This window comes from Pseudomonas sp. FW305-20 (assembly GCF_058788075.1).
Map to the genome: position 1 here is coordinate 26,990 of NZ_JBYTAJ010000035.1, position 19,529 is coordinate 46,518.

A 19,529-nucleotide genomic window follows, 5' to 3' on the forward strand; every position below is an offset into this window, starting at 1 on the left:
CACGTAAAAGGAAGATGCCTGATGCTTTTGTTGGTTGTCGCAATCGCGGTTTTCGTGGCCTGGAGCTGGTTGAGTTACCCGGCCATCGGTCATTGGCTCTATGACTTGAACATGTCGGTAGAGGCGAAGCTGTATGGACTGCACAAAATTGTCGTGCCGATCGCCGAAATGACCGTCTCGACCTGGCAAGGCGGGCCGTACGAAGCGTCCAGCAGTGTGCTGATGCTCCACGGCTACAGCGCCGACAAGAATGTCTGGCTGCGTTTTGCCCGACACTTTGTCGGCAACTATCGGGTGATCATTCCCGACATCGCCGGGCATGGCGAAACCGGCTTCAAGGCGGGCGGCGGTTACGACATTCCGTTGCAGGCCAAGCGGATGATCCAGTTGCTCGATGTTTGCGGCGTCGAGAAAGTCCATGTAATCGGCAATTCGATGGGCGGTTACATGGCAGCGTGGCTGGCGGCCACTTACCCGGATCGCATTGTTTCGGTGGCCCTGATCGATCCGGCAGGTGTCACCGCCCCCGAAGCCAGCGACCTGGAGCGGCATTTGGCCAAGGGCCACAACCCGTTCCTGATTCACTCGCGGGAAGAATTCCAGCGTTTCTACGCCATGACCATGGCTGAACCGCCGTGGGTACCCAAGGTGGTGCTGGACGCCATCGCGCAACGCTATGAACAGAGCCGCGATGAGCTGGAGGAAATCTTCAACGGCTTCCGTGCCAGCCCGCCGATGGAGCCGAAACTGCCCGACATCAAGTGCCCGGCACTGTTGCTGTGGGGGCATAAGGACCGCTTGATCGATGTCAGCAGCGTGGCGATCTGGAGCAAAGGCATCGCCGACCTGCGAGTGGAAGTCTGGGACCACACCGGCCATATGCCGATGGTGGAACAACCGACAAACACGGCACGGCTGTACCGGGAATTTTTGGCATCACTGCGCTCGGAACTCCCGGTGTAGCAGCCGAACACCGCCCCCCTGTAGCAGCTGCCGAGCCTGCGAGGCTGCGTTCGGCTGCGCAGCAGTCGTGAAATCAGGCACCGCGGTGTGTCAGGAGGAACGTGCATATAGGGTTTGCGACTGCTTCGCAGCCGAACGCAGCCTCGCAGGCTCGACAGCTGCTACAAGCTGCTTCAGCCAGCAGTCCTTTGCAGAATGAAGTTCGTAAGATTCTTCGTTTGTCGGCGCCGCACAAGGCTGCGATCTTTTCTCGCATCCTTTACGTCACCGCGCCAGGAATTCTTTCATGAGTCATCCGAACTTCATCAGCCCTGACCTGATCCGCCAACGCTTTTCCAAAGCGATGTCCGACATGTACCGCGAAGAAGTGCCGCTGTACGGCGCGCTGATGGAACTGGTGGAACAGACCAACCGTCACGTGCTGGACAGCGATCCGCACATCGCCCGACAGTTGCACAGCACCGGTGAAATCCAGCGCCTGGACCTGGAGCGGCATGGCGCGATCCGTGTCGGCACCGCTGATGAACTGGCGACCCTCGCCCGGCTGTTTGCGGTGATGGGCATGCAACCGGTGGGTTATTACGACCTGACCCCGGCCGGCGTACCGGTCCACTCCACGGCTTTTCGCGCGGTGCATGAGGCGGCGTTGCAGGTCAGCCCGTTCCGGGTATTCACTTCCCTGCTGCGCCTGGAACTGATCGAAGACCTGGAACTGCGAGCATTCGCCCAGTCAGTGCTGGATAAACGTTCGATCTTCACGCCCACCGCGCTAAGCCTCATCGACCGCGCCGAAACCCAGGGCGGTCTTACGGAACAGGAAGCCCGGGACTTCGTCGAACAGGCACTGGAAACGTTCCGCTGGCACCACACCGCCACCGTGACCGCCGAGCAGTACCGCAAGCTCTGCGCCCAGCATCGCCTGGTCGCCGACGTGGTAGCGTTCACCGGCCCGCATATCAACCACCTGACGCCGCGCACCCTGGACATCGACATCGTCCAGGCGCAAATGCCTGTTCACGGCATCACCCCCAAAGCGGTGATCGAAGGCCCACCCCGCCGTCAGTGCCCGATCCTGCTGCGCCAGACCAGTTTCAAAGCCCTGGACGAGCCTGTCGCCTTCACCGATCAGACCCGGACTCACGGCAGCCACAGCGCCCGTTTCGGCGAGATCGAACAACGCGGCGCGGCGCTCACCCCCAAAGGCCGGGCGCTTTACGACCGATTGCTCAACGCTGCCCGTGATGAACTGAAAGACTTCCCCAATGAGGCCAATGCCGCACGTTACAACGCGCTGATGGCGCAGCACTTTGCGCAGTTCCCTGACACCCTTGAGGGCATGCGCCGAGAGGAACTGGCGTACTTTCGCTACTTCCTCACGGAAAAAGGGTTGGGGGCGGATGAATTGAAATCGTGGTCGCTGGAGGATCTGCTCAGCGGCGGCTATCTGCGGGTTGAGTCGTTGGTGTACGAAGATTTCCTGCCAGTCAGCGCTGCGGGGATTTTTCAGTCGAACCTGGGAGATGCCGCGCAAACCCACTATGGCGTGCAATCGAACCGGCAGGTGTTCGAGATGGCGCTGGGGCGATCGACAATTGATGAATTGGCGTTGTATGCCGAGACGCAACGACGCTCGATCGAGGAATGCCGCGAGGCAATGGGATTGTAGAGTCTGGCTTGACCTTGTGGCGAGGCAGCTTGCTCCCGCTTGAGTGCGCAGCACTCACAAAAATCTGCAATCGTTCGCAGAAAGCGGGGCCGCTACGCAGCCCAGCGGGAGCAAGCTCCCTCGCCACATGAAAGTGTCCGGCCAATATTTTAGCCGTCCGGGGATTAAGCCAGCTTCGCCAACAACGCCTCGGCGGCAGCCTCGGACGACGCCGGATTCTGACCGGTAATCAGCAAACCATCGGTGAGCACATAACTGGCCCAGTCAGCACCTTTGGAATAGACACCACCCTTCTCCTTAAGCATGTCCTCCACCAAAAACGGCACAACCTTCGTCAGTTGCACAGCCTCCTCTTCAGAATTGGTAAAACCCGTCACACGCTTGCCTTTGACCAGCGGCTGGCCATCCGCGTCTTTGACGTGACGAAACACACCGGGGGCGTGGCAGACGGCCGCAACCGGCTTGCCCGCCTGGTAAAACGCCTCGATCAGAGCAATCGAAATTTTGTCTTCGGCCAGATCCCACAGCGGGCCATGGCCGCCCGGGTAGAAAATCGCATCGTAATCTTCAGCTCTCACGCTGCTCAGCAGAGCGGTAGACGCCAATGCGGACTGGGCGGCGGGGTCTTTGCGAAAGCGCTCGGTGGCTGCGGTTTGCGCGTCCGGCTCGTTGCTTTTTGGGTCCAGCGGTGGTTGCCCCCCTTTGGGCGAGGCCAGGGTCAACTGAGCGCCGGCGTCCTTGAAGGCGAAATACGGTGCGGCGAATTCCTCCAGCCAAAAGCCGGTTTTCTTACCCGTGTCACCCAATTGATCGTGTGACGTTAGAACCATCAGGATTTTCATGTCGTGCTCCTTGAGTTCGCAGATGTTCATTGATCTCGGCGCTGAGTTTGACCTCCAGGCCGCCACATTCGTTGCACCTGTCACCCTAGCGGTTCTTCCTGATAAGGCAGCGAATGATGGCCAACCGCTTTGATGCGCAAGAAGTTGCGCACTCAACGCAAAGAAAACCAATTCGGGACCGCTGATCGCCCGGCCTGGCAGGCGCTCCAGCCAAGTGCGCAAGAAGTTGCCCAGCACTGCGCAACTTCTTGCGCACATTCACAGGCGATCGCTGCCGAACATGCTTCAAACGGTCTAAAAAAACTCTCAACCTGCTGATTTATATAGCACTAACCGTTTATGGCACGGACCTTGATAACAGTCAGGCACCCACCGGGGCGATACTGCCTCCCGGGCACCCTTAACATTAGCAAGGAGCACATCCATGGCTACACCCGCGTACATGTCCGTCACTGGCGAGAAACAAGGTCTGATCACTGCCGGCGCATTTACTGCCGACTCGGTTGGCAATACCTACCAGGAAGGTCACGAAGACCAGGTCATGGTTCAGGCTTTCAGCCACGACGTGATCATCCCGCGTGACCCACAGTCCGGCCAACCGACCGGTCAGCGCGTTCACAAGCCAGTCGTGATCACCAAGGTCTACGACAAGGCTTCGCCACTGCTGCAAGCCGCTCTGACCTCCGGCGAGCGCATGAGCGAAATCGTTATCCAGTGGTACCGCACTTCGGCTCAAGGTACCCAAGAGCACTACTACACCACCAAACTGGAAGACGCGATCATCGTCGCCATCAACAACAAAATGCACAACTGCCAGGATCCGTCGAACTCGCACTTCACGCACCTGGAAGAAGTGCAATTCACCTACCGCAAAATCACCTGGACCCACGAAGTATCCGGTACTTCGGGTTCCGATGACTGGCGTCAACCGGTCGTCTGACTCAGGCTGACCGTCTCAAGCATCGGCCAGCTCTGCTGGTCGATGTTATTTGTGCCCTTCCAGAGTTTTCACTTTGTTGATCCGGAGACGGAACTGAACCGTCAATAGTGGCGCAGCAACCTCAGCGAGCAGTTTTGACAGACCGAATATCATCACGGCATGCAAATGCCGCATTGCGGTTCTATTGATTCAAGCGCTTCACCATGAAAAATTTTCCACCCGGCGCCAAAAAAAAAAACGGACGATCTAATGATTGCCCGTTTCATGTATTTCTAGTCAGCAAACTTTTCTCAACCTCGTACTTAACCACCACAGACCTTTGCATACCGCGTTTGCGATGAGTTTGGTGGTGTGATTGAGAAAGCGAAATGGCAATCGGGGGGAGTTCAGCGAAACAGCGTATTGCTTGCGGGGGAAGTGTATCGAACCTCGATAAGGTGTTCGCCCAGTGTAATGGCCTGGCAATCCATGCACCGGTAAAGAGCCCTGACACTGGGCGAACGGGAAGTATTTTAATGGAAGTTATCGAATATGTCCGCGTATATGAACATGAAATTTATCGAAACAACTTTCGATTAAATGTCGGTCCAAATATTATTTTTACCGATCATCAGAACTCACCAGTTAGACCATCAAAATTGATTGTTCTTATACAGAAAAGTTGTACAAGAACAATCGATATATAGAGTTAATACTCAACTTTCGTGCTTGCTGGTCACTTCCAATATGTCGGTATAGGTCACAACGACACTCTGCCCAACTTTCAGATCTTTCAATTTCGCTTGAACTTCGGGTCTTACAATGTCGACAGTCTTGGACTCGCCAGCGGGGGTTTCGAAGGTTACCTGGTTTTTCTTCACATCGATTTTGGAAATTTTCAGTTGGACCTGCACCTGACGGTAGGCTTCGCCGCCCGGGTTGTCGCTGCCGGGGGCTGCACGGACTTCACCCGCGCGTTCGACGGTGCCTGGCAGGCCTTTGTCGATATCGGTGTCGAGGTAGGCGGCGACAGCGCTAGTCACCTTGACATCCACTTGGTCGCCGACTTTCAGGTTGCCGAGGTTTTTGGCCTTGTCGGTCAATTGCACATGGACCTGACGACCTTCCGGCCCCTCCAGAACCACCTGATGTTTGGCAGCATCGACCGAGACGACTTTGGTGACGACCTGATCGGCAACCACGACGGCAGACAGCGGAATGTCCGCAGCCATGGCGCTAAGGCTGGCGGCAGACAACAAGGTAGCGAGGGTGATGGCTTTAGTCAGTGCATGAAGTTTCATAAGCGATGCATTCCCTGTGAATTGGAGGCAGCAAAGAGCGCTGGACCACCGTCCGGCGCCCTTTGTGCAGATGAGCATAGACGCTGATCAGGGAGTGTTCGCAGTTTCTTGTGCGGTGGATTCGCCGCTCTCTGTGCCCTTGCCGCTTTCCTTGCGCCGGGTCGGATCGGTCGGGCGCAGGGCGTCGTTATCGCGCTCGACTTCACCCGGTGGCCGCGGTTCGTCAGGGTGCTCAGTGGGGGTCGTCGGTTTCATGGGGGTCTCCTCAGGCTTCGGGATCGTCAACCTCATGGGCAACATTCACGGCAGGCGAATCTTTATGGGATTGATCCGCCTTGGCCTTCAAGTCTTGCCATTGTTCCAGGTCAATGGCGCCCTGCCCCAGCAAGTCGTCTGCTACCCGCAGCAGTTCGACGTAATGGGCGTCAGGGGATTGTTGCCAGTAGGCCTTGTCCTCGAACAGACGCTGCCACGAATCAAGGTCTGGCGGTTTCAGGTCTTCGCTCATGGCGGTCTCCTGTGAACGGGCTTCTAGAATTAGGAGGCTAGCGCTCTACCGAGAGTTCCGACTCAATACCCGGTCATTTCCAGATATCCCTGCCCACCATGGCTGCCGCTCAATTGCACCGGACCTTCCCAATAGGGAATGCGCAAAGCCATCCACGCATTGGGATTGAGTGCGCTGATCGTGATGTCGAGATGTTTGTCGGGGATTTTGATCGACCAGCGCACCGGCATCGAACGTCCGGCAACCTTGGCAGTGTCTTGCGGTGTGAGGCTGATATCGGCGGCATGCAGTAGCTGCGTCTGGCCCTGAGCGTCGATCCAGGTGCCGGTGAGGTAAGGCGCGCCGTCCTTGTGCCGCATGCGGTAGAGCATGACTTGTTCGCCGCTGTCCAGGTGCAGGGAAAACCAGTCCCAGCCTATCTGGTTGGCGGTCAGGGGCTGGCTGCTCCATTCCCGGTCGAGCCAGGCCGGGCCACTGACTCGATAGGTTTTATCGTCGATTTCCAGCGTGCCGCTGGCCTGGAAAAACGGCTGGCTGTAGTAGTACGACGCTTGCCCTTGTTCGGACTTCTGACTAAAGCCTTTGTCGCCCTGAAGCACCAAGGGCCCCGTGGAAGTCAACCGCAGTTGATAGCCAAAATGCTTGTCCCGGGCGCTGAGTTGAAGATCCGTCATAGGGTCGGAAGCCTGACTGCTGAAACGCCAATCATCGATCCACGCGTTGAACGGCGCGAGACTCACACCCGCCTGACCAACGCCACCACGGGCGTAACGTTCGGCGGCGTGATGCACCGTCGCCGACGTCACGGCCGCATGGCCAAGCCAGATAATTTGATTGCCCCAGCCAGCGACCTCGGGCGTTGCTTTCAAGGCGCTGCGAAACAGCGTCCATTGCGCGCCGAACTCGCGCCCCTGATCGTCCTTGAGGTTGGCGGTGACGTACCACCATTCGATGCGAAAACCGTCATGGGGACCGTGATCCTCCGGAAAGCTGAACTCCCGACCGGGTACCACCGGGGTGAATGCTGCCGCTTGCTTGCCGAGACCGGCGAAACCTTTCTCGACAGGCGCCGAGTCATCGCAGCCGCTCAACAACGCCAACAGCAACACACCGACCTTAATCTTCACGAGCGAACGTCCTCAGCAGATCCGCCGGTTGCGTGCGGTACAACGAATACAGCGGCCACGCCGACGCCAGCAAAGTCGCCAACAGCGCCAATCCCATCAACTGCAACAGCTGCAGCGGAAACACCCGCAGCGGCAAGCGCCAGCCAAAGGCCTGGACGTTGATCACCGTGTCCAGGCACCACGCCAATGCGATTCCCAACGGCAATGCCAGCACCAGCGTCAGCACCGCCAACAACCAGGTCTGTCCCAGATTGAGCAGCATCAATTGCTGGCGAGTCACGCCGAGCGCCCACAGGGGCGCGAGTTGCCCGAGGCGGCTCTGGCTTTGCGTCAATAGGCTGATGAACAGCGCCACGCCCGCCACACAGAGAGTCAGGCTGTTGAGTGCGGCAGTCGCGGCAAAGGTGCGTTCGAACACTTGCGTGGACCAGCCCTTGAGCCGGGCCTGGTCGACGATGCGGCTGTCCTCCAGCGTGAAGTGGGTTTGCAGCGCGGTCAGGAAATCAGGGATCAACGTCGGGTCGATGCGCAAGTTGAAACGGTTCGGGGTCAACTGCGGCCAGCCGCGCAGCAGATGGTCGACGTTGACCAGAATATGGCCTTTGGGATTGCCGTAATCGGCGTAGATGCCGACGATCCGTGGCGACCAGGTGCCGTTTGGTGTGGGAATCGTCAAATGATCGCCAAGGCGCACCTTCAGCCGGCGGGCCAGTTGCTCGCTGAGCATCAGTGCGTCGTCCTTGGCCAGTCGGTCCCAAGGGTTGTCGCCCAAGGCTTCCAGCAGCGGCCAATGCTGGCGATAGGTCGGGTGATCGATCACGCCGAAGACGTCCGCCGGCCAGCCTTGCAACTGGATCGACACTTGCCAGTTGGGCAGCACGGCCGTGAGTGCGGGTTGCTGCTTGAGCCAGGTTTGCAACTCTGTGGCCTGGGCCGGATTGCGCGGATTGACGTACAGTTCGGCGGTCAGGCGTTGTTCGAGCCAATTGCTGAAAGTCTCACGAAAACCGGCGGTCATGCTGCCCGCTCCAATGTTCGCCGCCAGTGCCAGCAACAGCGCCATCAGCGCCAGGCTCAGGGCCGGCAGTTGCTGGCGGCAGTCGGCGAGAAACCATTGGCCGAGCACCGAGCGACTGCGATGCAGCACCCGGTTCAACACCCAATTGAGCACCACCGGCAACGCCAGCGCAGCACCGATCAGCAGTGCCGCCATCAGCACGAAGCCACTGCCCAGGCTGTCGCCAAAGATCAACGCCAGCACTGCAATCACCGCGGCGATCACGGCAACCCAACCCTGACGTCGCAACCAGCGTGCGTGAGCCTGATGCCAGGCTTGCGGGTCGGCCAGGGCCAGCAACGGCAGGCGTGCGGCCCGCAACAAACTGTTGGCCCCCGCCAACAACGCGCCCAACAGACTCAGGCCGACGCCGCTGAGCCACCACCACGGACTGAGGCTCAACTGCCCCGCCACTTCGGCGCCGTACAAACCGCGCAAACTCGCGGCGACATCCGGCAACAGCACGCTGGCCAGCAGGTAGCCGCTGGCGACCCCGACCAGTCCTCCGATCAACGCCAGACCGCCCAGTTCAACCGCCAGACAGGCAATCAGCATCCGTGCACTGACACCGCAGGCACGCAGGGTTCGGAGCAAACCACGGCGTTGTTCCAGCGCCAGGCCGATCGCGGCGTGGACGATGAACAGACCGACCACGAATGACAGAAAACCCAGCGCATCGAGGTTAAGGTGAAAGCTTTCGGTCAGGCGCGCCAAATTGTTCTCTTCGCCACTGGTCTTGAGCTGCAATTGACCCTTGAATTGCTCAGGCAGCGGCGCGGTGAAATCCTTCGGCAGCAGCAGGCGTGACAGCTGATCCGGCAGGCCGAGAATCTGCTGGGCGAAGCCGATGTCCACCAGCAACACACCCGGGGCCATATCAGGCTGGGCACGCAGCGGCGGCAAGGCCTGACCACTCAAACTCTCCGGGCGATCACCCTCGTGCAAACCCAGTGCCTGCAACGTCTGCGGCGAAACCCAGGTGCTGCCCGGCGGGCTGAAAAACTCGACAACCTGCTCGATCGGCAACGCCTGCCCCGCCACCGAGGAACCGGCGGGCAGCGACACTGGCTCGATGCCCATCAACTGCAAGCGCTGGTCGTCATGCTCCTTGAGCGTCATCCGACCTTGCAGGACCGGCGACACCGGCCAGCCCAAACGACGCAGGTCGACAAACACTTGCTGAGAAAAAGTCGCGCCACTGGGCGCACTGAGGCTGGCCTGGGGTTCACCGCCGATCAGCTGACTGGCCCGGGCATAGCTTTCCCGCGCCTGACTGTTCAGCGCCTGCACGCCGGTCAGCAGGCTGGTGGCGAGCCAGAGCCCGGTCAGCACACTGAAAAACTGCACCGGGTGTTGCCGCCAATGACTGAGCAGCGCCCGTAGCGTCTCGCGAAAGACCGGCACCTCAGCGCTCGTCCGCGCCAGCCAGACGACCACCGTGGAGCACCACTTTTTCCGCCAGCCGCGCCGCGACCCGCGGGCTGTGGGTGACCATCAACAAAGTGGTGGGGCTATCGTCGAGCAACTCCAGCAACAACTTCAAAACCTCATCGCTGGTGGTTTCATCGAGGCTGCCAGTGGGTTCGTCGGCCAGCAGCAGTTTTGGCTGCGACGCCAGGGCCCGGCCCAGCGCGACCCGTTGCTGCTGGCCGCCGGACAACTGTTCCGGATAACGCCGCAGCAAATCAGCCAAGCCCAGGCGTTGCACCAGATGCGCCTGCCAGCGCGGATCATGGCGTCCCGCCAATCGCGCCTGGAAGGCCAGATTGTCCTCCACGCGCAAACTGCCGATCAGGTTGAACTGCTGAAACACCAGGCCGATTTCGGTCCGCCGCCAGTTCGCCAGTTGCCCTTCGCTCATCTGCTCCAGCCGATGCTCGCCGCTGCGGATGCTGCCGCGATCGACCTTGTCCAGCCCGGCAATCAGGTGCAGCAAAGTGCTCTTGCCACTGCCCGACTCCCCCATCAACGCCAGGCTACTGCCGGGTTTCAAGGTGAGGTCGACACCTTGCAGAACCGGCAGCGGGCCCTGGGGAGTGGCGTAGCTTTTGAAGACGCCTTGGACCGAAAGCATGGGGGAAACCGTTCGATGTGCGTGGAGCAAGGATAGCGGACGGCAGCGGCACCGCGAAATGCCTGAAACCTATCGCTTCACGGCCACCCACGTAAAACACAACGGCAGCTGCGCCGTCTGCTGCTCATACCGATCATAGAGTTCCTCGCGGTTGGAATGCGGGTACTCCTTGAAGTGACTGATCTGCAATCCCGCCTCAATGGCGCCGGTGAAGATCGCGCCCAAGGTGTGGACGAACCAGTAGGACATCGCGGCCTGTTGATCGACTTTGCCTTCGTAGACGATCGGCTGGTCCTGCACGAAAGGTTCGCTGCGAAAGTACGAGCTGTCCGGTCGATACGGATCGATGGACTCAGGGTCGAACATTTCGAGGAACGGGTGGGTTTCGTACACCACCAGACTGCCGCCAGGCTTGAGGGTTTGGGCGACATGGCGAAAAAACTCGCCGATGTCCGGCATCCAGTTCAACACGCCGATGGTGATCAGGGCCACGTCGAAACGGCCATGAAGTTCTGTCGGCAAGTGATGGATGTCTGCCTCGATGAACTCAGGCGCATGGGGCGAGCGTGACGCCAGTTCCCGCGCCTGATCGAGGAATGCCTCAGACTGGTCGACGCCTGTGACGCTGCGGGCACCCAGCGCAAACAACGACAAGCTTTCGCGGCCATTGTTGCAGCCCAGTTGCACCACATCTTTACCGTCAACACCGACCTGTTCCAGTAACCCTCGGAGGGTGTCGTCCATGCAGCAAAAATCCCGGTGGCTGACCGCCGTCAAACGGGCCTGCCATTCGGGGGTGTCCTTGTGGTGTCGGGCTGAGTCATTCCAGGCATCGCGGTTGCTGGCGATGGCTTTTTCTTTTGTCGGCATTTCCATTGCGCGCTCCAGACTGGGGGGAATTCATTAATTGCGTGCTGACACTATAACCGCTCTACAACCCACCCTCAGCCTGATCCAGCCTTTCACGCAAGAACTCGATCAACACCTGCACCGGTCGCGATGCTTGACGGTGCTGCGGATAGACCGCCGACAACGTCAGCGGCGCGCAACGAAATGCGTCCAACACCGGCACCAGCCTGCCGTCCTTCAACGCCGAACCCACAATGAAGGTCGGCAAGTACGTAATCCCCATACCGGCAATCGCCGCATCCCTGAGCAATTCACCATTGTTCACCCGCATCCGCCCGGTGACATTGACCACCAACGGCTTGCCCTGCCCTTCGAAACGCCATTGCACCTGACGACCATGGCCGTAAGGCAGGCAGTCATGTGCGTGCAAGTCTTCGGGTTTGAGCGGTGTGCCGCGCTCGGCCAGGTAAGCCGGGCTGGCGCAGTACACCCGCTGGATGGAGGCGATGCGTCGGGCGATCAGCGTCGAATCCTCCAGAATGCCGATTCGCAGCGCCAGGTCATAACCCTCACTGAGCAAATCCACCGATCGATCACTGAGGTCGACCTCTACCGTGACGTCGCGATAACGCTGCAAAAACACCGGCAGCAAACAGCCCAAATGCGCCACCGCAAACGACAATGGCGCGCTGATACGGATCGTGCCGCGGGGCTCAGTGGTCTGGCCGGCGATGCCCTGCTCTACTTGCTCGACTTCGCCCAGCAGACGCAAGGCTGACTCGTAATAACTCTGCCCCAGTGGCGTCACGTCCAGTCGCCGCGTGGAGCGATTGAGTAGCCGCACACCCAGACGCTCTTCGAGCTGCATCAACCGCCGGCTGACGAACTGCTTGGACAGGCCCAATTGATCGGCCGCCGCAGTAAAGCTGCCGGAGTCCATGACCTGGCAAAAAATACGCATATCTTCGAACGGGTTCATTGTCACGCTCTGATTGACAGTCAGACACTATATAGCCGCTTTTTGTCTCAGACGAAAATGCCCGCACATTGGCGGGCATCTTTCATTGTGGCGGGACTTACTTCGAAGACAGCACCGAGTAGCTGTTCATCAAATTGCGGTAGTTCGGAATGCGCGGCGACAGCAGGTTGGCCAGGCCTTCCATGTCGTTGCGCCAGTCGCCCTGCAGCTCGCAGGCCACCGAGAACCAGTTCACCAGTTGAGCACCGGCCGCCGCCATACGTGCCCAGGCCGCTTGTTGCACGGTTTCGTTGAAGGTGCCCGAGGCGTCCGTCACGACGAACACTTCAAACCCTTCCGCCAACGCCGACAGCGTTGGGAACGTCACGCAAACGTCGGTGACGACGCCGGCGATGATCAGTTGCTTGCGGCCAGTGGCTTTAACGGCTTTGACAAAATCTTCGTTGTCCCAGGCGTTGATCTGGCCTGGACGCGGGATGTACGGTGCGTCCGGGAACTGCTCTTTCAACTCGGGAACCATCGGGCCGTTCGGACCGTTTTCGAAGCTGGTGGTCAGGATGGTCGGCAGCTTGAAGAACTTGGCCACATCGCCCAGGGCCAGCACGTTGTTCTTGAATTCGTTCGGCGAGAAATCCTGAACCAGCGAGATCAGGCCCGTCTGGTGGTCGACCAACAGCACAACGGCGTCATCTTTGTTCAGGCGTTTGTACGGAACGTTGCTCATGTGAAACTCCTCGATGGATGGGTGTGACATACAACGCCGACGTGCAGGGCCGGCGCTTTTTTGTGATCGTCAGAACGCGAAGCACGAGCAGCCAAACGCGCCCCAGAAACCCGCGAAATCGCTGACCGGCGCATTCGACAAGCGCGCCTTTTCATGGCTATGGGAATGCACGCCGCACGGCCCGCTGCAATGGTGCACCTGCGCCTGCAATGGCGAGGTCGGACGCCAGTGCCCCGGTACATTCACCACCGGCGACCAGTCCGGCAGCACCGGTACGCTGGCCGGCCCGAGTTTTTCAAAATCACCGGCGGCGTACACCACCTTGCCGCCGACCACGGTCAACACCGACTCGATCCACTTGATCGCTTCTTCGTCGACGCTGAAAAAATCCGCGCTCAGGGCCGCGATGTCAGCCAGTTGGCCGACCTTGATCATGCCTTTCTTGCCCTGCTCGGAAGAAAACGAGGCGCTGCCGTGGGTGAATAGCTCCAGCGCCGTTTGACGAGACAAGCCCTCGGCATGCAGTTCCAGGCCACCGACCGTGCGGCCGCTGACCATCCAGTACAGCGAAGTCCAGGGGTTGTAGCTGGAGACTCGCGTGGCATCGGTGCCGGCGCCGACCGGTACACCTTCGGCCAGCATGCGTTTGATCGGCGGGGTCGCTTCGGCGGCTTTGGCGCCGTAACGCTCGACGAAATATTCGCCTTGGAACGCCATACGATCCTGAATCGCGATACCGCCACCCAGCGCCCTCACCCGCTCAATGTTCTGCGGCGTAATGGTTTCGGCATGGTCGAAAAACCATGGCAAACCGTTGAACGGAATGTCGCGGTTAACCTTTTCGAACACGTCGAGCATGCGGCTGATGGATTCGTTGTATGTGGCGTGCAAACGGAACGGCCAGCGTTGCTCGACCAAGTGGCGCACCACCGGTTCCAGCTCGTCTTCCATTGTTTGTGGAAGGTCCGGACGCGGCTCGAGGAAGTCCTCGAAATCCGCCGCTGAAAACACCAGCATTTCCCCGGCGCCGTTGTGCCGCAGGTAATCGTCGCCTTGATGCAGGGTCACGCTGCTGGTCCAGTTCTTGAAGTCAGTCAGTTCTTCTTTCGGCTTCTGGGTGAACAGGTTGTAGGCGATCCGCACTGTGAGCTGCTGGTCCTTGGCCAACTGCTCGATCACCTGATAATCGTCCGGATAATTCTGGAAACCGCCACCGGCATCGATGGCGCTGGTCAGGCCGAGACGGTTGAGCTCGCGCATGAATTGGCGGGTCGAGTTGACCTGATATTCCAGCGGCAACTTTGGCCCCTTCGCCAGCGTCGAGTACAGAATCATCGCGTTAGGACGGGCGACCAGCATGCCGGTCGGCTCACCGTTGGCATCGCGCACAATCTCGCCACCCGGCGGGTTCGGCGTGTTGCGGGTGTAACCGGCCACGCGCAACGCGGCACGGTTGAGCAAGGCGCGGTCGTACAGATGCAGGACAAATACCGGTGTATCCGGCGCGGCCTGATTGAGTTCTTCGAGGGTCGGCATGCACTTTTCAGCGAACTGGAATTCGTTCCAGCCACCGACCACCCGCACCCATTGCGGCGTCGGCGTGCGGTCGGCCTGATCCTTGAGCATGCGCAGGGCATCGGCCAGCGACGGCACCCCTTCCCAGCGCAGTTCGAGGTTGTAGTTCAAACCGCCGCGGATCAGGTGCAAGTGCGAGTCGTTGAGGCCGGGAATGACACAGCGCCCCTTGAGGTCGATGATCTGCGTCCCCGAACCGCGCAGGGCCATGGCTTCGGCGTCGGTGCCGACCGCGACGAAACGACCATTGCTGATCGCTACGGCGCTGGCGCGTGGGTTTTCACGGTCAACCGTATGAAATTGGCCATTGAACAAAATCAGATCGGCGTTCATCGCTTTTCCTTGGGCTGAGTGGAAGAGGACAGCCAAGGCGCGAACAACCGCGTCGCCATTGGCATGAACAGGTACACCACCGACACGACGATGGTCAGCGTGATCAGGAACGTCGCGACCACGTAATTGGACAGGAAGGTATTGAGCTGCAGCAGCGGGCCCCAGATCAGCGGCACCAGCAAGGTGTGCGGCAAAATCACCAACAACGTCACCACGGCCTGCTTCCAGCGCGGCGGTGGTGGCGAAGCGGCGTCGGCTTGCGGTGCGAACCAGAATTCGTTGACCGGATTGACCTCGGTCTGGTCGCCGTCAGCGAGCATCGGTGCGGCTTCGTTGACCAGTTCCAGCCGTTGCGGTGAATCGAGCCAGCGCTGCATCGATTCGGTGGAGCAAAAGCGCAGCACGCAGGTGTACAGGTCGAGGCCGGCGCTCTTGCCGCGGATCACATCGACGCCCAAGTGCCCTTCCTGCTGCCCGGCAATGCTGACAATGTTGCGCAACCAGGCTTCGTACGGCGCTTCAAAACCCGCCTTGATCCGGTGCTTGATGACTAGGGTCACGACTTCCTCGAAACGATTGGATTCAGGCATAACGCAAAGCTCCGGCGAATCGAACATTGAGCGCCAGCCGTCCCGGCCCGGCGATAAGAACGCTGGTGAACAGAATCAACAACAGCCAACCGAACTGCCCTTCATCAAGACTCCATTGCGCATGCACCACCAGCAGCGCAATCAGCAACACCGCCAAAATCGGCAGACACGCCAGACGCACCAGCACCCCGGCGATGATCAGCAGCGGGCACAACACCTCGGCAAAAATCGCCAGCATCAGCGTGGCGTTCACACCCAGATGGAAAGGGTCTTCGATGACTTGCAGTTGAGCGTTGTAGTTAAGCAGTTTCGGCAAACCGTGCACCCACAGCAGAAACAAACCACCGCTGACCCGCAAAAATAACAGCCCGAAATCCTGGGCTCGTTCATCCCATCGCGACGTGTTCATGGGCTACCTGCACAAATAAAAAACCACCGGTGTTCATGCGCCCGGACTTGGTTTGATAGTGCCGGTGTGAGGTCGGAAAAAATTGGATGTGTGTGCTCTTTTTGTGGATGAGCCCGGCGACACGATCCACCGCAGATCCCACAGAGATTGGATTCGGCAGGAAGAGATTGGTCGGCTGTCAGGCCGCCATCGCGAGCAGGCTCGCTCCCACAGAAGATCGGCGTACGCCTTTCGCCCTTCACCACTCAACAGGCCGAGCGTTAGCTCGCCTGCAGCTTTTGATCTTGATCTACCCGCCCCTTCGGAAGGCTGAGTGGAGGTGTTCATCTGGGGGGGGCGCGCAGCGCCGTTCGACGAAGTCGAACACATCGAGAGGAGGTTGAAGCGAAGCCAACCGGAGGCGATGCCCCCAGATGAATGCCGGAACGAAGGAACGCCGAGCCTAGGCGAGGGGCCGGACGCTTGGGGCGAGCCTTTTTGGGTACTTTTTTGGCGTTTGAAAAAAGTGCCTCGCCGTAAGGGCGAAACCGCCAGCCGCCGTTACCGCAGAAATGGATATGTACACCTCAAAGAAATAGGTCGGCTATCAGGCCACCTTCGCGAGCAAGCCCGCTCCCACAGTTGGACTGGGTACATCAGGATATAAACAGGTCGGCCCGAAGACCGCCACGGTCAAGCCGAAATAGGCAAAGGCCTGGACATGAACTCACTGATCCGTGACCGCAACCACCGTTCCGCCGGATCGTTGTCATGCACCCCGCTCCAGGCCATCGAAAGCTGCGCCGCTTCAATCGGAAACGGCGGGGCTTCGGCCCGCAACGCACACCCCTCGACCAACGCACACGCTGCGTAATCCGGCACGGTGGCGATCATCTCGGTCCCGGCCAGCAATGCCCGCAATCCACTGAACTGCGGAACGCCCAACACCACCCGCCGACTTCGTCCGATCTTCGCGAGATCAAGATCAATGTTGCCGCTCAAATCCCCCGAAAACGACACCATCGCATGCGGTCGTTCACAGTATTCATCCAGCGACAGCGTCCCCGGTCGTTTGTCGCTACGCAGCACCTTGCACGGAATATCCCGCAACGTCTTGCGTTTGGCATTGGCCGGCAGATCCGTGGTGTAACTCACTCCTACCGAAATCTCCCCAGACGCCAGCAATGCCGGCATCAGCAGATAATTCGCCCGCCGAACGACCACTATGATCCCTGGCGCCTCTTCCCGGAGCTGGCTCAACAAGGGTGGAAACAAACCAAATTCGGCGTCGTCCGACAGCCCAATGCGAAACACATCGCAGCTTGTAGCGGGGTCGAATTCTTTAGCTCGGCTCACTGCCCCGGAAATCACATCCATCGCCGGCTGCAGCTCCTTGAGAATCGCCAGTGCCCGCCCTGTCGGCTCCATCCCGCGGCCGTTGCGCAACAGCAGCGGATCATCGAACAGATCCCGTAACCGCCCCAGCGCCGCACTCACCGCTGGCTGCCCCATGAACAGTTTTTCGGCAACACGGGTGAGGTTCTTTTCAAACATCAACGCTTCGAAAATCACCAACAGGTTCATGTCGACGCGGCGCAGATCGTTACGGTTCACAGGCAGATTTCCTTGTGTGTTCAGCCAGGCACTTGGCGCTGGGGCGAAAACCACCAGATAACGTCGATTTTGCACGGTTCGCATCTGCAGAAATTGCAGCAATGTGCTGAGTCCGTGCTGTTGGTTACCCCCGCACACCGACGGAATTAACAACGTTTAACTCGCCTGCCAGAACCCTGCGGCCAAAAATGAAGCTCACCGACACGGACATTTGTCATGGCCCGCTCACAGCAAAACGTCACCCGCGAGACGACCACTGAAACGCGAAAGAAAACGACCGGCGGCCTGACTCCTTGGCGCGAAAGCCTGGTCAAGCAACTGATTCTCGAGCGCCTTGGTGAGACCGTGGAAGTGACCGAACTGGCCCGCGCCTGTGCTCTTTCACGCAGTCATTTCTCCCGCGCGTTCAAGTGCAGCACCGGGCTCTCGCCTCAAGACTGGATTCGCAACCAGCGCATCGCCCGCGCCAAGCAAATGATCCAGAGCACCGACCTGACGCTGACGCAAATCAGTCTCGAATGCGGCTTCTGCGATCAGGCACATTTCTGCCACATCTTCACTCGCAATGAAGGCATCACTCCATTTGCGTGGCGTTGCCGCACCGTGCGCTCCCTGGCTCACCGTCCCGCCTGCACCGCTCAACTTCACGCGCAACAAACCCGCTAACACATTTCTTGTAGCAGCTGTCGAGCCCCGGCGAGGCTGCGTTCGGCTGCGAAGCAGTCGTGAACTCAGCCCCCCGGTGTTTTCAGGCAGGCGGCGCGCTCGCATTTTGCGACTGCTTCGCAGCCGAACGCAGCCTCGCCGGAGCTCGACAGCTGCTACAAAGCTTCCATGGCAGGATCGGGGGGCCAGGGATTAACGCTTAGTCCTTCAAAAACGCCAGCAGATCGGCGTTGAGCTGATCCTTGTGGGTATCAGTCAAGCCATGAGGCGCGCCGGGGTAGATCTTCAACGTAGATCCTTTCACCAGTTTTGCAGACGCAATGCCCGACGCTTCGATCGGCACCACCTGGTCAGCATCGCCATGCACCACCAGCGTCGGAATGTCGAACTTCTTCAGGTCTTCGGTGAAGTCGGTTTCGGAGAATGCCTTGATGCAGTCATAAGCGTTCTTGTGGCCGGAGGTCATGCCTTGCATCCAGAACCAGTCGATCATGCCCTGGGATGGCTTGGCGTCCGGTTTGTTGAAGCCGAAGAACGGACCGCTGGCGAGGTCGATGTAGAGCTGCGAACGGTCGGCCAGGGACGCCTGACGAATGCCGTCAAACACCTCGATCGGCAGGCCGCCAGGGTTGGCTTCAGTCTTGAGCATCAGCGGCGGCACCGAAGAAATCAGCCCGGCCTTGGCCACGCGTTCGGTACCGTGGCGACCAATGTAGCGCGCCACTTCACCGCCGCCGGTGGAGAAGCCGAACAGCACGGCATCTTTGAGGTCCAGCAACTCGATCAACTGCGCCAGATCATCGGCGTAGGTGTCCATGTCGTTGCCGCTCCACGGCTGGCTGGAGCGGCCATGACCGCGCCGATCATGGGCGATCACCCGGTAGCCTTGGGCGGCCAGGAAGATCATCTGCGATTCCCAGCTGTCGGCGTTCAACGGCCAGCCATGGCTGAAGACAATAGGCTGACCGGTGCCCCAGTCCTTGTAATAAATCTCGGTGCCGTCTCGGGTCGTGAACGTGCTCATGCATTGTCTCCTTAGTGAGTGTTGGGGGATCAAACCGTTGAGTGGCTCATGCGTTCAGCCAGCCGCGCCACTCGTTCGCCCAGATGGACAGCGGTCTTTGGGGGGCAGTGGGCGTTAGGGGTCACGGCTTCGGTCATGAAACGGGTGTGCCGGGAGCCACTGTGATAGACCTCCACGTTGCTCATTCCGGCGTCCTCATGACATGTTTAGTCCCTGCTATGGAGTTTTGGGCGTAGACGGGACGCAGGACGAGTTAAACGTTGTTAATTTTCCCTGGCGCGCCAAAAGCCTCAGCGATACCTTCAAGACTGTCTCGCCCAATATTTGCGG

Annotated in this window: 20 protein-coding genes; 4 read left to right on the forward strand and 16 right to left on the reverse strand. The window is 59.4% G+C overall.

Annotated features, from left to right (window positions below):
* Positions 1-21 precede the first annotated feature (21 nt).
* The gene (locus AC3WP4_RS23775) at positions 22-963 is read left to right on the forward strand and encodes an alpha/beta fold hydrolase (protein WP_102615175.1); all 942 of its coding nucleotides are present in this window, start codon (positions 22-24) and stop codon (positions 961-963) included.
* Positions 964-1,249: 286 nt separating this feature from the next.
* A complete protein-coding gene (gene hglS / locus AC3WP4_RS23780) occupies positions 1,250-2,629 on the forward strand; it encodes a 2-oxoadipate dioxygenase/decarboxylase HglS (protein ID WP_102615176.1) in 1,380 nt (459 codons plus the stop codon).
* A 164-nt stretch (positions 2,630-2,793) separates the two neighbouring features.
* Here hglS and AC3WP4_RS23785 read toward each other — a convergent pair whose 3' ends face one another.
* Positions 2,794-3,471 carry a type 1 glutamine amidotransferase domain-containing protein gene (locus tag AC3WP4_RS23785; RefSeq protein WP_074880613.1) on the reverse strand — a complete coding sequence of 226 codons (678 nt, stop codon included), beginning with the start codon at positions 3,469-3,471 and terminating at the stop codon, positions 2,794-2,796.
* A gap of 424 nt (positions 3,472-3,895) precedes the next feature.
* On the opposite strand from AC3WP4_RS23785, the gene AC3WP4_RS23790 reads away from it, so the two are divergent.
* On the forward strand, positions 3,896-4,411 hold the full coding sequence (locus tag AC3WP4_RS23790; protein ID WP_076030554.1) for an Hcp family type VI secretion system effector: 516 nt from the start codon (positions 3,896-3,898) through the stop codon (positions 4,409-4,411).
* A gap of 695 nt (positions 4,412-5,106) precedes the next feature.
* Here AC3WP4_RS23790 and AC3WP4_RS23795 read toward each other — a convergent pair.
* The 13 genes from AC3WP4_RS23795 to AC3WP4_RS23855 form a co-directional block, all read right to left on the reverse strand.
* Entirely contained in the window at positions 5,107-5,691 is a 585-nt protein-coding gene (locus AC3WP4_RS23795; RefSeq protein ID WP_102615178.1) for a hypothetical protein, read from the reverse strand.
* Positions 5,692-5,778: 87 nt separating this feature from the next.
* Positions 5,779-5,946: a hypothetical protein gene (locus tag AC3WP4_RS23800; protein ID WP_162842855.1), complete on the reverse strand. Its 168-nt coding sequence runs from the start codon at positions 5,944-5,946 to the stop codon at positions 5,779-5,781.
* 10 nt (positions 5,947-5,956) lie between these two features.
* Positions 5,957-6,199: a hypothetical protein gene (locus tag AC3WP4_RS23805; protein ID WP_074875544.1), complete on the reverse strand. Its 243-nt coding sequence runs from the start codon at positions 6,197-6,199 to the stop codon at positions 5,957-5,959.
* Between the two features lie 62 nt (positions 6,200-6,261).
* Positions 6,262-7,326: a lipocalin-like domain-containing protein gene (locus AC3WP4_RS23810; protein WP_102615179.1), complete on the reverse strand. Its 1,065-nt coding sequence runs from the start codon at positions 7,324-7,326 to the stop codon at positions 6,262-6,264.
* Positions 7,316-9,787, reverse strand: coding sequence for an ABC transporter permease (locus tag AC3WP4_RS23815; RefSeq protein WP_102615191.1), 2,472 nt, complete (start codon positions 9,785-9,787; stop codon positions 7,316-7,318). The genes AC3WP4_RS23810 and AC3WP4_RS23815 overlap by 11 nt, the downstream gene beginning before the upstream one ends.
* A gap of 1 nt (position 9,788) precedes the next feature.
* Positions 9,789-10,457, reverse strand: a complete 669-nt coding sequence (locus AC3WP4_RS23820; protein WP_074875540.1) for an ABC transporter ATP-binding protein — start codon at positions 10,455-10,457, stop codon at positions 9,789-9,791.
* 69 nt (positions 10,458-10,526) lie between these two features.
* The gene (locus AC3WP4_RS23825; protein WP_074875538.1) at positions 10,527-11,333 is read right to left on the reverse strand and encodes a class I SAM-dependent methyltransferase; all 807 of its coding nucleotides are present in this window, start codon (positions 11,331-11,333) and stop codon (positions 10,527-10,529) included.
* Between the two features lie 55 nt (positions 11,334-11,388).
* Entirely contained in the window at positions 11,389-12,285 is an 897-nt protein-coding gene (locus AC3WP4_RS23830) for a LysR family transcriptional regulator (RefSeq protein ID WP_102615180.1), read from the reverse strand.
* A gap of 97 nt (positions 12,286-12,382) precedes the next feature.
* Positions 12,383-13,009 carry an isochorismate family cysteine hydrolase YcaC gene (gene ycaC, locus AC3WP4_RS23835; RefSeq protein WP_045061273.1) on the reverse strand — a complete coding sequence of 209 codons (627 nt, stop codon included), beginning with the start codon at positions 13,007-13,009 and terminating at the stop codon, positions 12,383-12,385.
* Positions 13,010-13,078: 69 nt separating this feature from the next.
* A complete protein-coding gene (locus AC3WP4_RS23840; RefSeq protein ID WP_102615181.1) occupies positions 13,079-14,917 on the reverse strand; it encodes an amidohydrolase in 1,839 nt (612 codons plus the stop codon).
* Positions 14,914-15,507 (reverse strand): antibiotic biosynthesis monooxygenase, encoded by a 594-nt coding sequence (locus AC3WP4_RS23845; RefSeq protein WP_102615182.1) that lies wholly within the window; start codon positions 15,505-15,507, stop codon positions 14,914-14,916. Before AC3WP4_RS23845 ends, AC3WP4_RS23840 begins: the two co-directional genes overlap by 4 nt.
* Entirely contained in the window at positions 15,500-15,916 is a 417-nt protein-coding gene (locus AC3WP4_RS23850; RefSeq protein ID WP_074875530.1) for a DoxX family protein, read from the reverse strand. Before AC3WP4_RS23850 ends, AC3WP4_RS23845 begins: the two co-directional genes overlap by 8 nt.
* Positions 15,917-16,588: 672 nt before the next feature.
* Positions 16,589-17,509: a LysR family transcriptional regulator gene (locus tag AC3WP4_RS23855; RefSeq protein WP_102615192.1), complete on the reverse strand. Its 921-nt coding sequence runs from the start codon at positions 17,507-17,509 to the stop codon at positions 16,589-16,591.
* A gap of 216 nt (positions 17,510-17,725) precedes the next feature.
* On the opposite strand from AC3WP4_RS23855, the gene AC3WP4_RS23860 reads away from it, so the two are divergent.
* Positions 17,726-18,175 (forward strand): helix-turn-helix domain-containing protein, encoded by a 450-nt coding sequence (locus AC3WP4_RS23860; RefSeq protein WP_074875528.1) that lies wholly within the window; start codon positions 17,726-17,728, stop codon positions 18,173-18,175.
* Positions 18,176-18,374: 199 nt separating this feature from the next.
* Here AC3WP4_RS23860 and AC3WP4_RS23865 read toward each other — a convergent pair whose 3' ends face one another.
* Positions 18,375-19,199, reverse strand: a complete 825-nt coding sequence (locus tag AC3WP4_RS23865; RefSeq protein ID WP_074875526.1) for an alpha/beta fold hydrolase — start codon at positions 19,197-19,199, stop codon at positions 18,375-18,377.
* 29 nt (positions 19,200-19,228) lie between these two features.
* Positions 19,229-19,384 carry a hypothetical protein gene (locus tag AC3WP4_RS23870; RefSeq protein WP_158242635.1) on the reverse strand — a complete coding sequence of 52 codons (156 nt, stop codon included), beginning with the start codon at positions 19,382-19,384 and terminating at the stop codon, positions 19,229-19,231.
* Positions 19,385-19,529: the final 145 nt, after the last annotated feature.

Excerpts from the sequence above, each read along its gene's own strand:
- AC3WP4_RS23775 (WP_102615175.1), top strand. The coding sequence starts at position 22 with ATGCTTTTGTTGGTTGTCGCAATCGCGGTTTTCGTGGCCTGGAGCTGG.
- hglS (WP_102615176.1), top strand. The coding sequence starts at position 1,250 with ATGAGTCATCCGAACTTCATCAGCCCTGACCTGATCCGCCAACGCTTT.
- AC3WP4_RS23785 (WP_074880613.1), bottom strand. The coding sequence starts at position 3,471 with ATGAAAATCCTGATGGTTCTAACGTCACACGATCAATTGGGTGACACG.
- AC3WP4_RS23790 (WP_076030554.1), top strand. The coding sequence starts at position 3,896 with ATGGCTACACCCGCGTACATGTCCGTCACTGGCGAGAAACAAGGTCTG.
- AC3WP4_RS23795 (WP_102615178.1), bottom strand. The coding sequence starts at position 5,691 with ATGAAACTTCATGCACTGACTAAAGCCATCACCCTCGCTACCTTGTTG.
- AC3WP4_RS23800 (WP_162842855.1), bottom strand. The coding sequence starts at position 5,946 with ATGAAACCGACGACCCCCACTGAGCACCCTGACGAACCGCGGCCACCG.
- AC3WP4_RS23805 (WP_074875544.1), bottom strand. The coding sequence starts at position 6,199 with ATGAGCGAAGACCTGAAACCGCCAGACCTTGATTCGTGGCAGCGTCTG.
- AC3WP4_RS23820 (WP_074875540.1), bottom strand. The coding sequence starts at position 10,457 with ATGCTTTCGGTCCAAGGCGTCTTCAAAAGCTACGCCACTCCCCAGGGC.
- AC3WP4_RS23825 (WP_074875538.1), bottom strand. The coding sequence starts at position 11,333 with ATGGAAATGCCGACAAAAGAAAAAGCCATCGCCAGCAACCGCGATGCC.
- AC3WP4_RS23830 (WP_102615180.1), bottom strand. The coding sequence starts at position 12,285 with ATGAACCCGTTCGAAGATATGCGTATTTTTTGCCAGGTCATGGACTCC.
- ycaC (WP_045061273.1), bottom strand. The coding sequence starts at position 13,009 with ATGAGCAACGTTCCGTACAAACGCCTGAACAAAGATGACGCCGTTGTG.
- AC3WP4_RS23840 (WP_102615181.1), bottom strand. The coding sequence starts at position 14,917 with ATGAACGCCGATCTGATTTTGTTCAATGGCCAATTTCATACGGTTGAC.
- AC3WP4_RS23845 (WP_102615182.1), bottom strand. The coding sequence starts at position 15,507 with ATGCCTGAATCCAATCGTTTCGAGGAAGTCGTGACCCTAGTCATCAAG.
- AC3WP4_RS23850 (WP_074875530.1), bottom strand. The coding sequence starts at position 15,916 with ATGAACACGTCGCGATGGGATGAACGAGCCCAGGATTTCGGGCTGTTA.
- AC3WP4_RS23860 (WP_074875528.1), top strand. The coding sequence starts at position 17,726 with ATGGCCCGCTCACAGCAAAACGTCACCCGCGAGACGACCACTGAAACG.
- AC3WP4_RS23865 (WP_074875526.1), bottom strand. The coding sequence starts at position 19,199 with ATGAGCACGTTCACGACCCGAGACGGCACCGAGATTTATTACAAGGAC.
- AC3WP4_RS23870 (WP_158242635.1), bottom strand. The coding sequence starts at position 19,384 with ATGAGCAACGTGGAGGTCTATCACAGTGGCTCCCGGCACACCCGTTTC.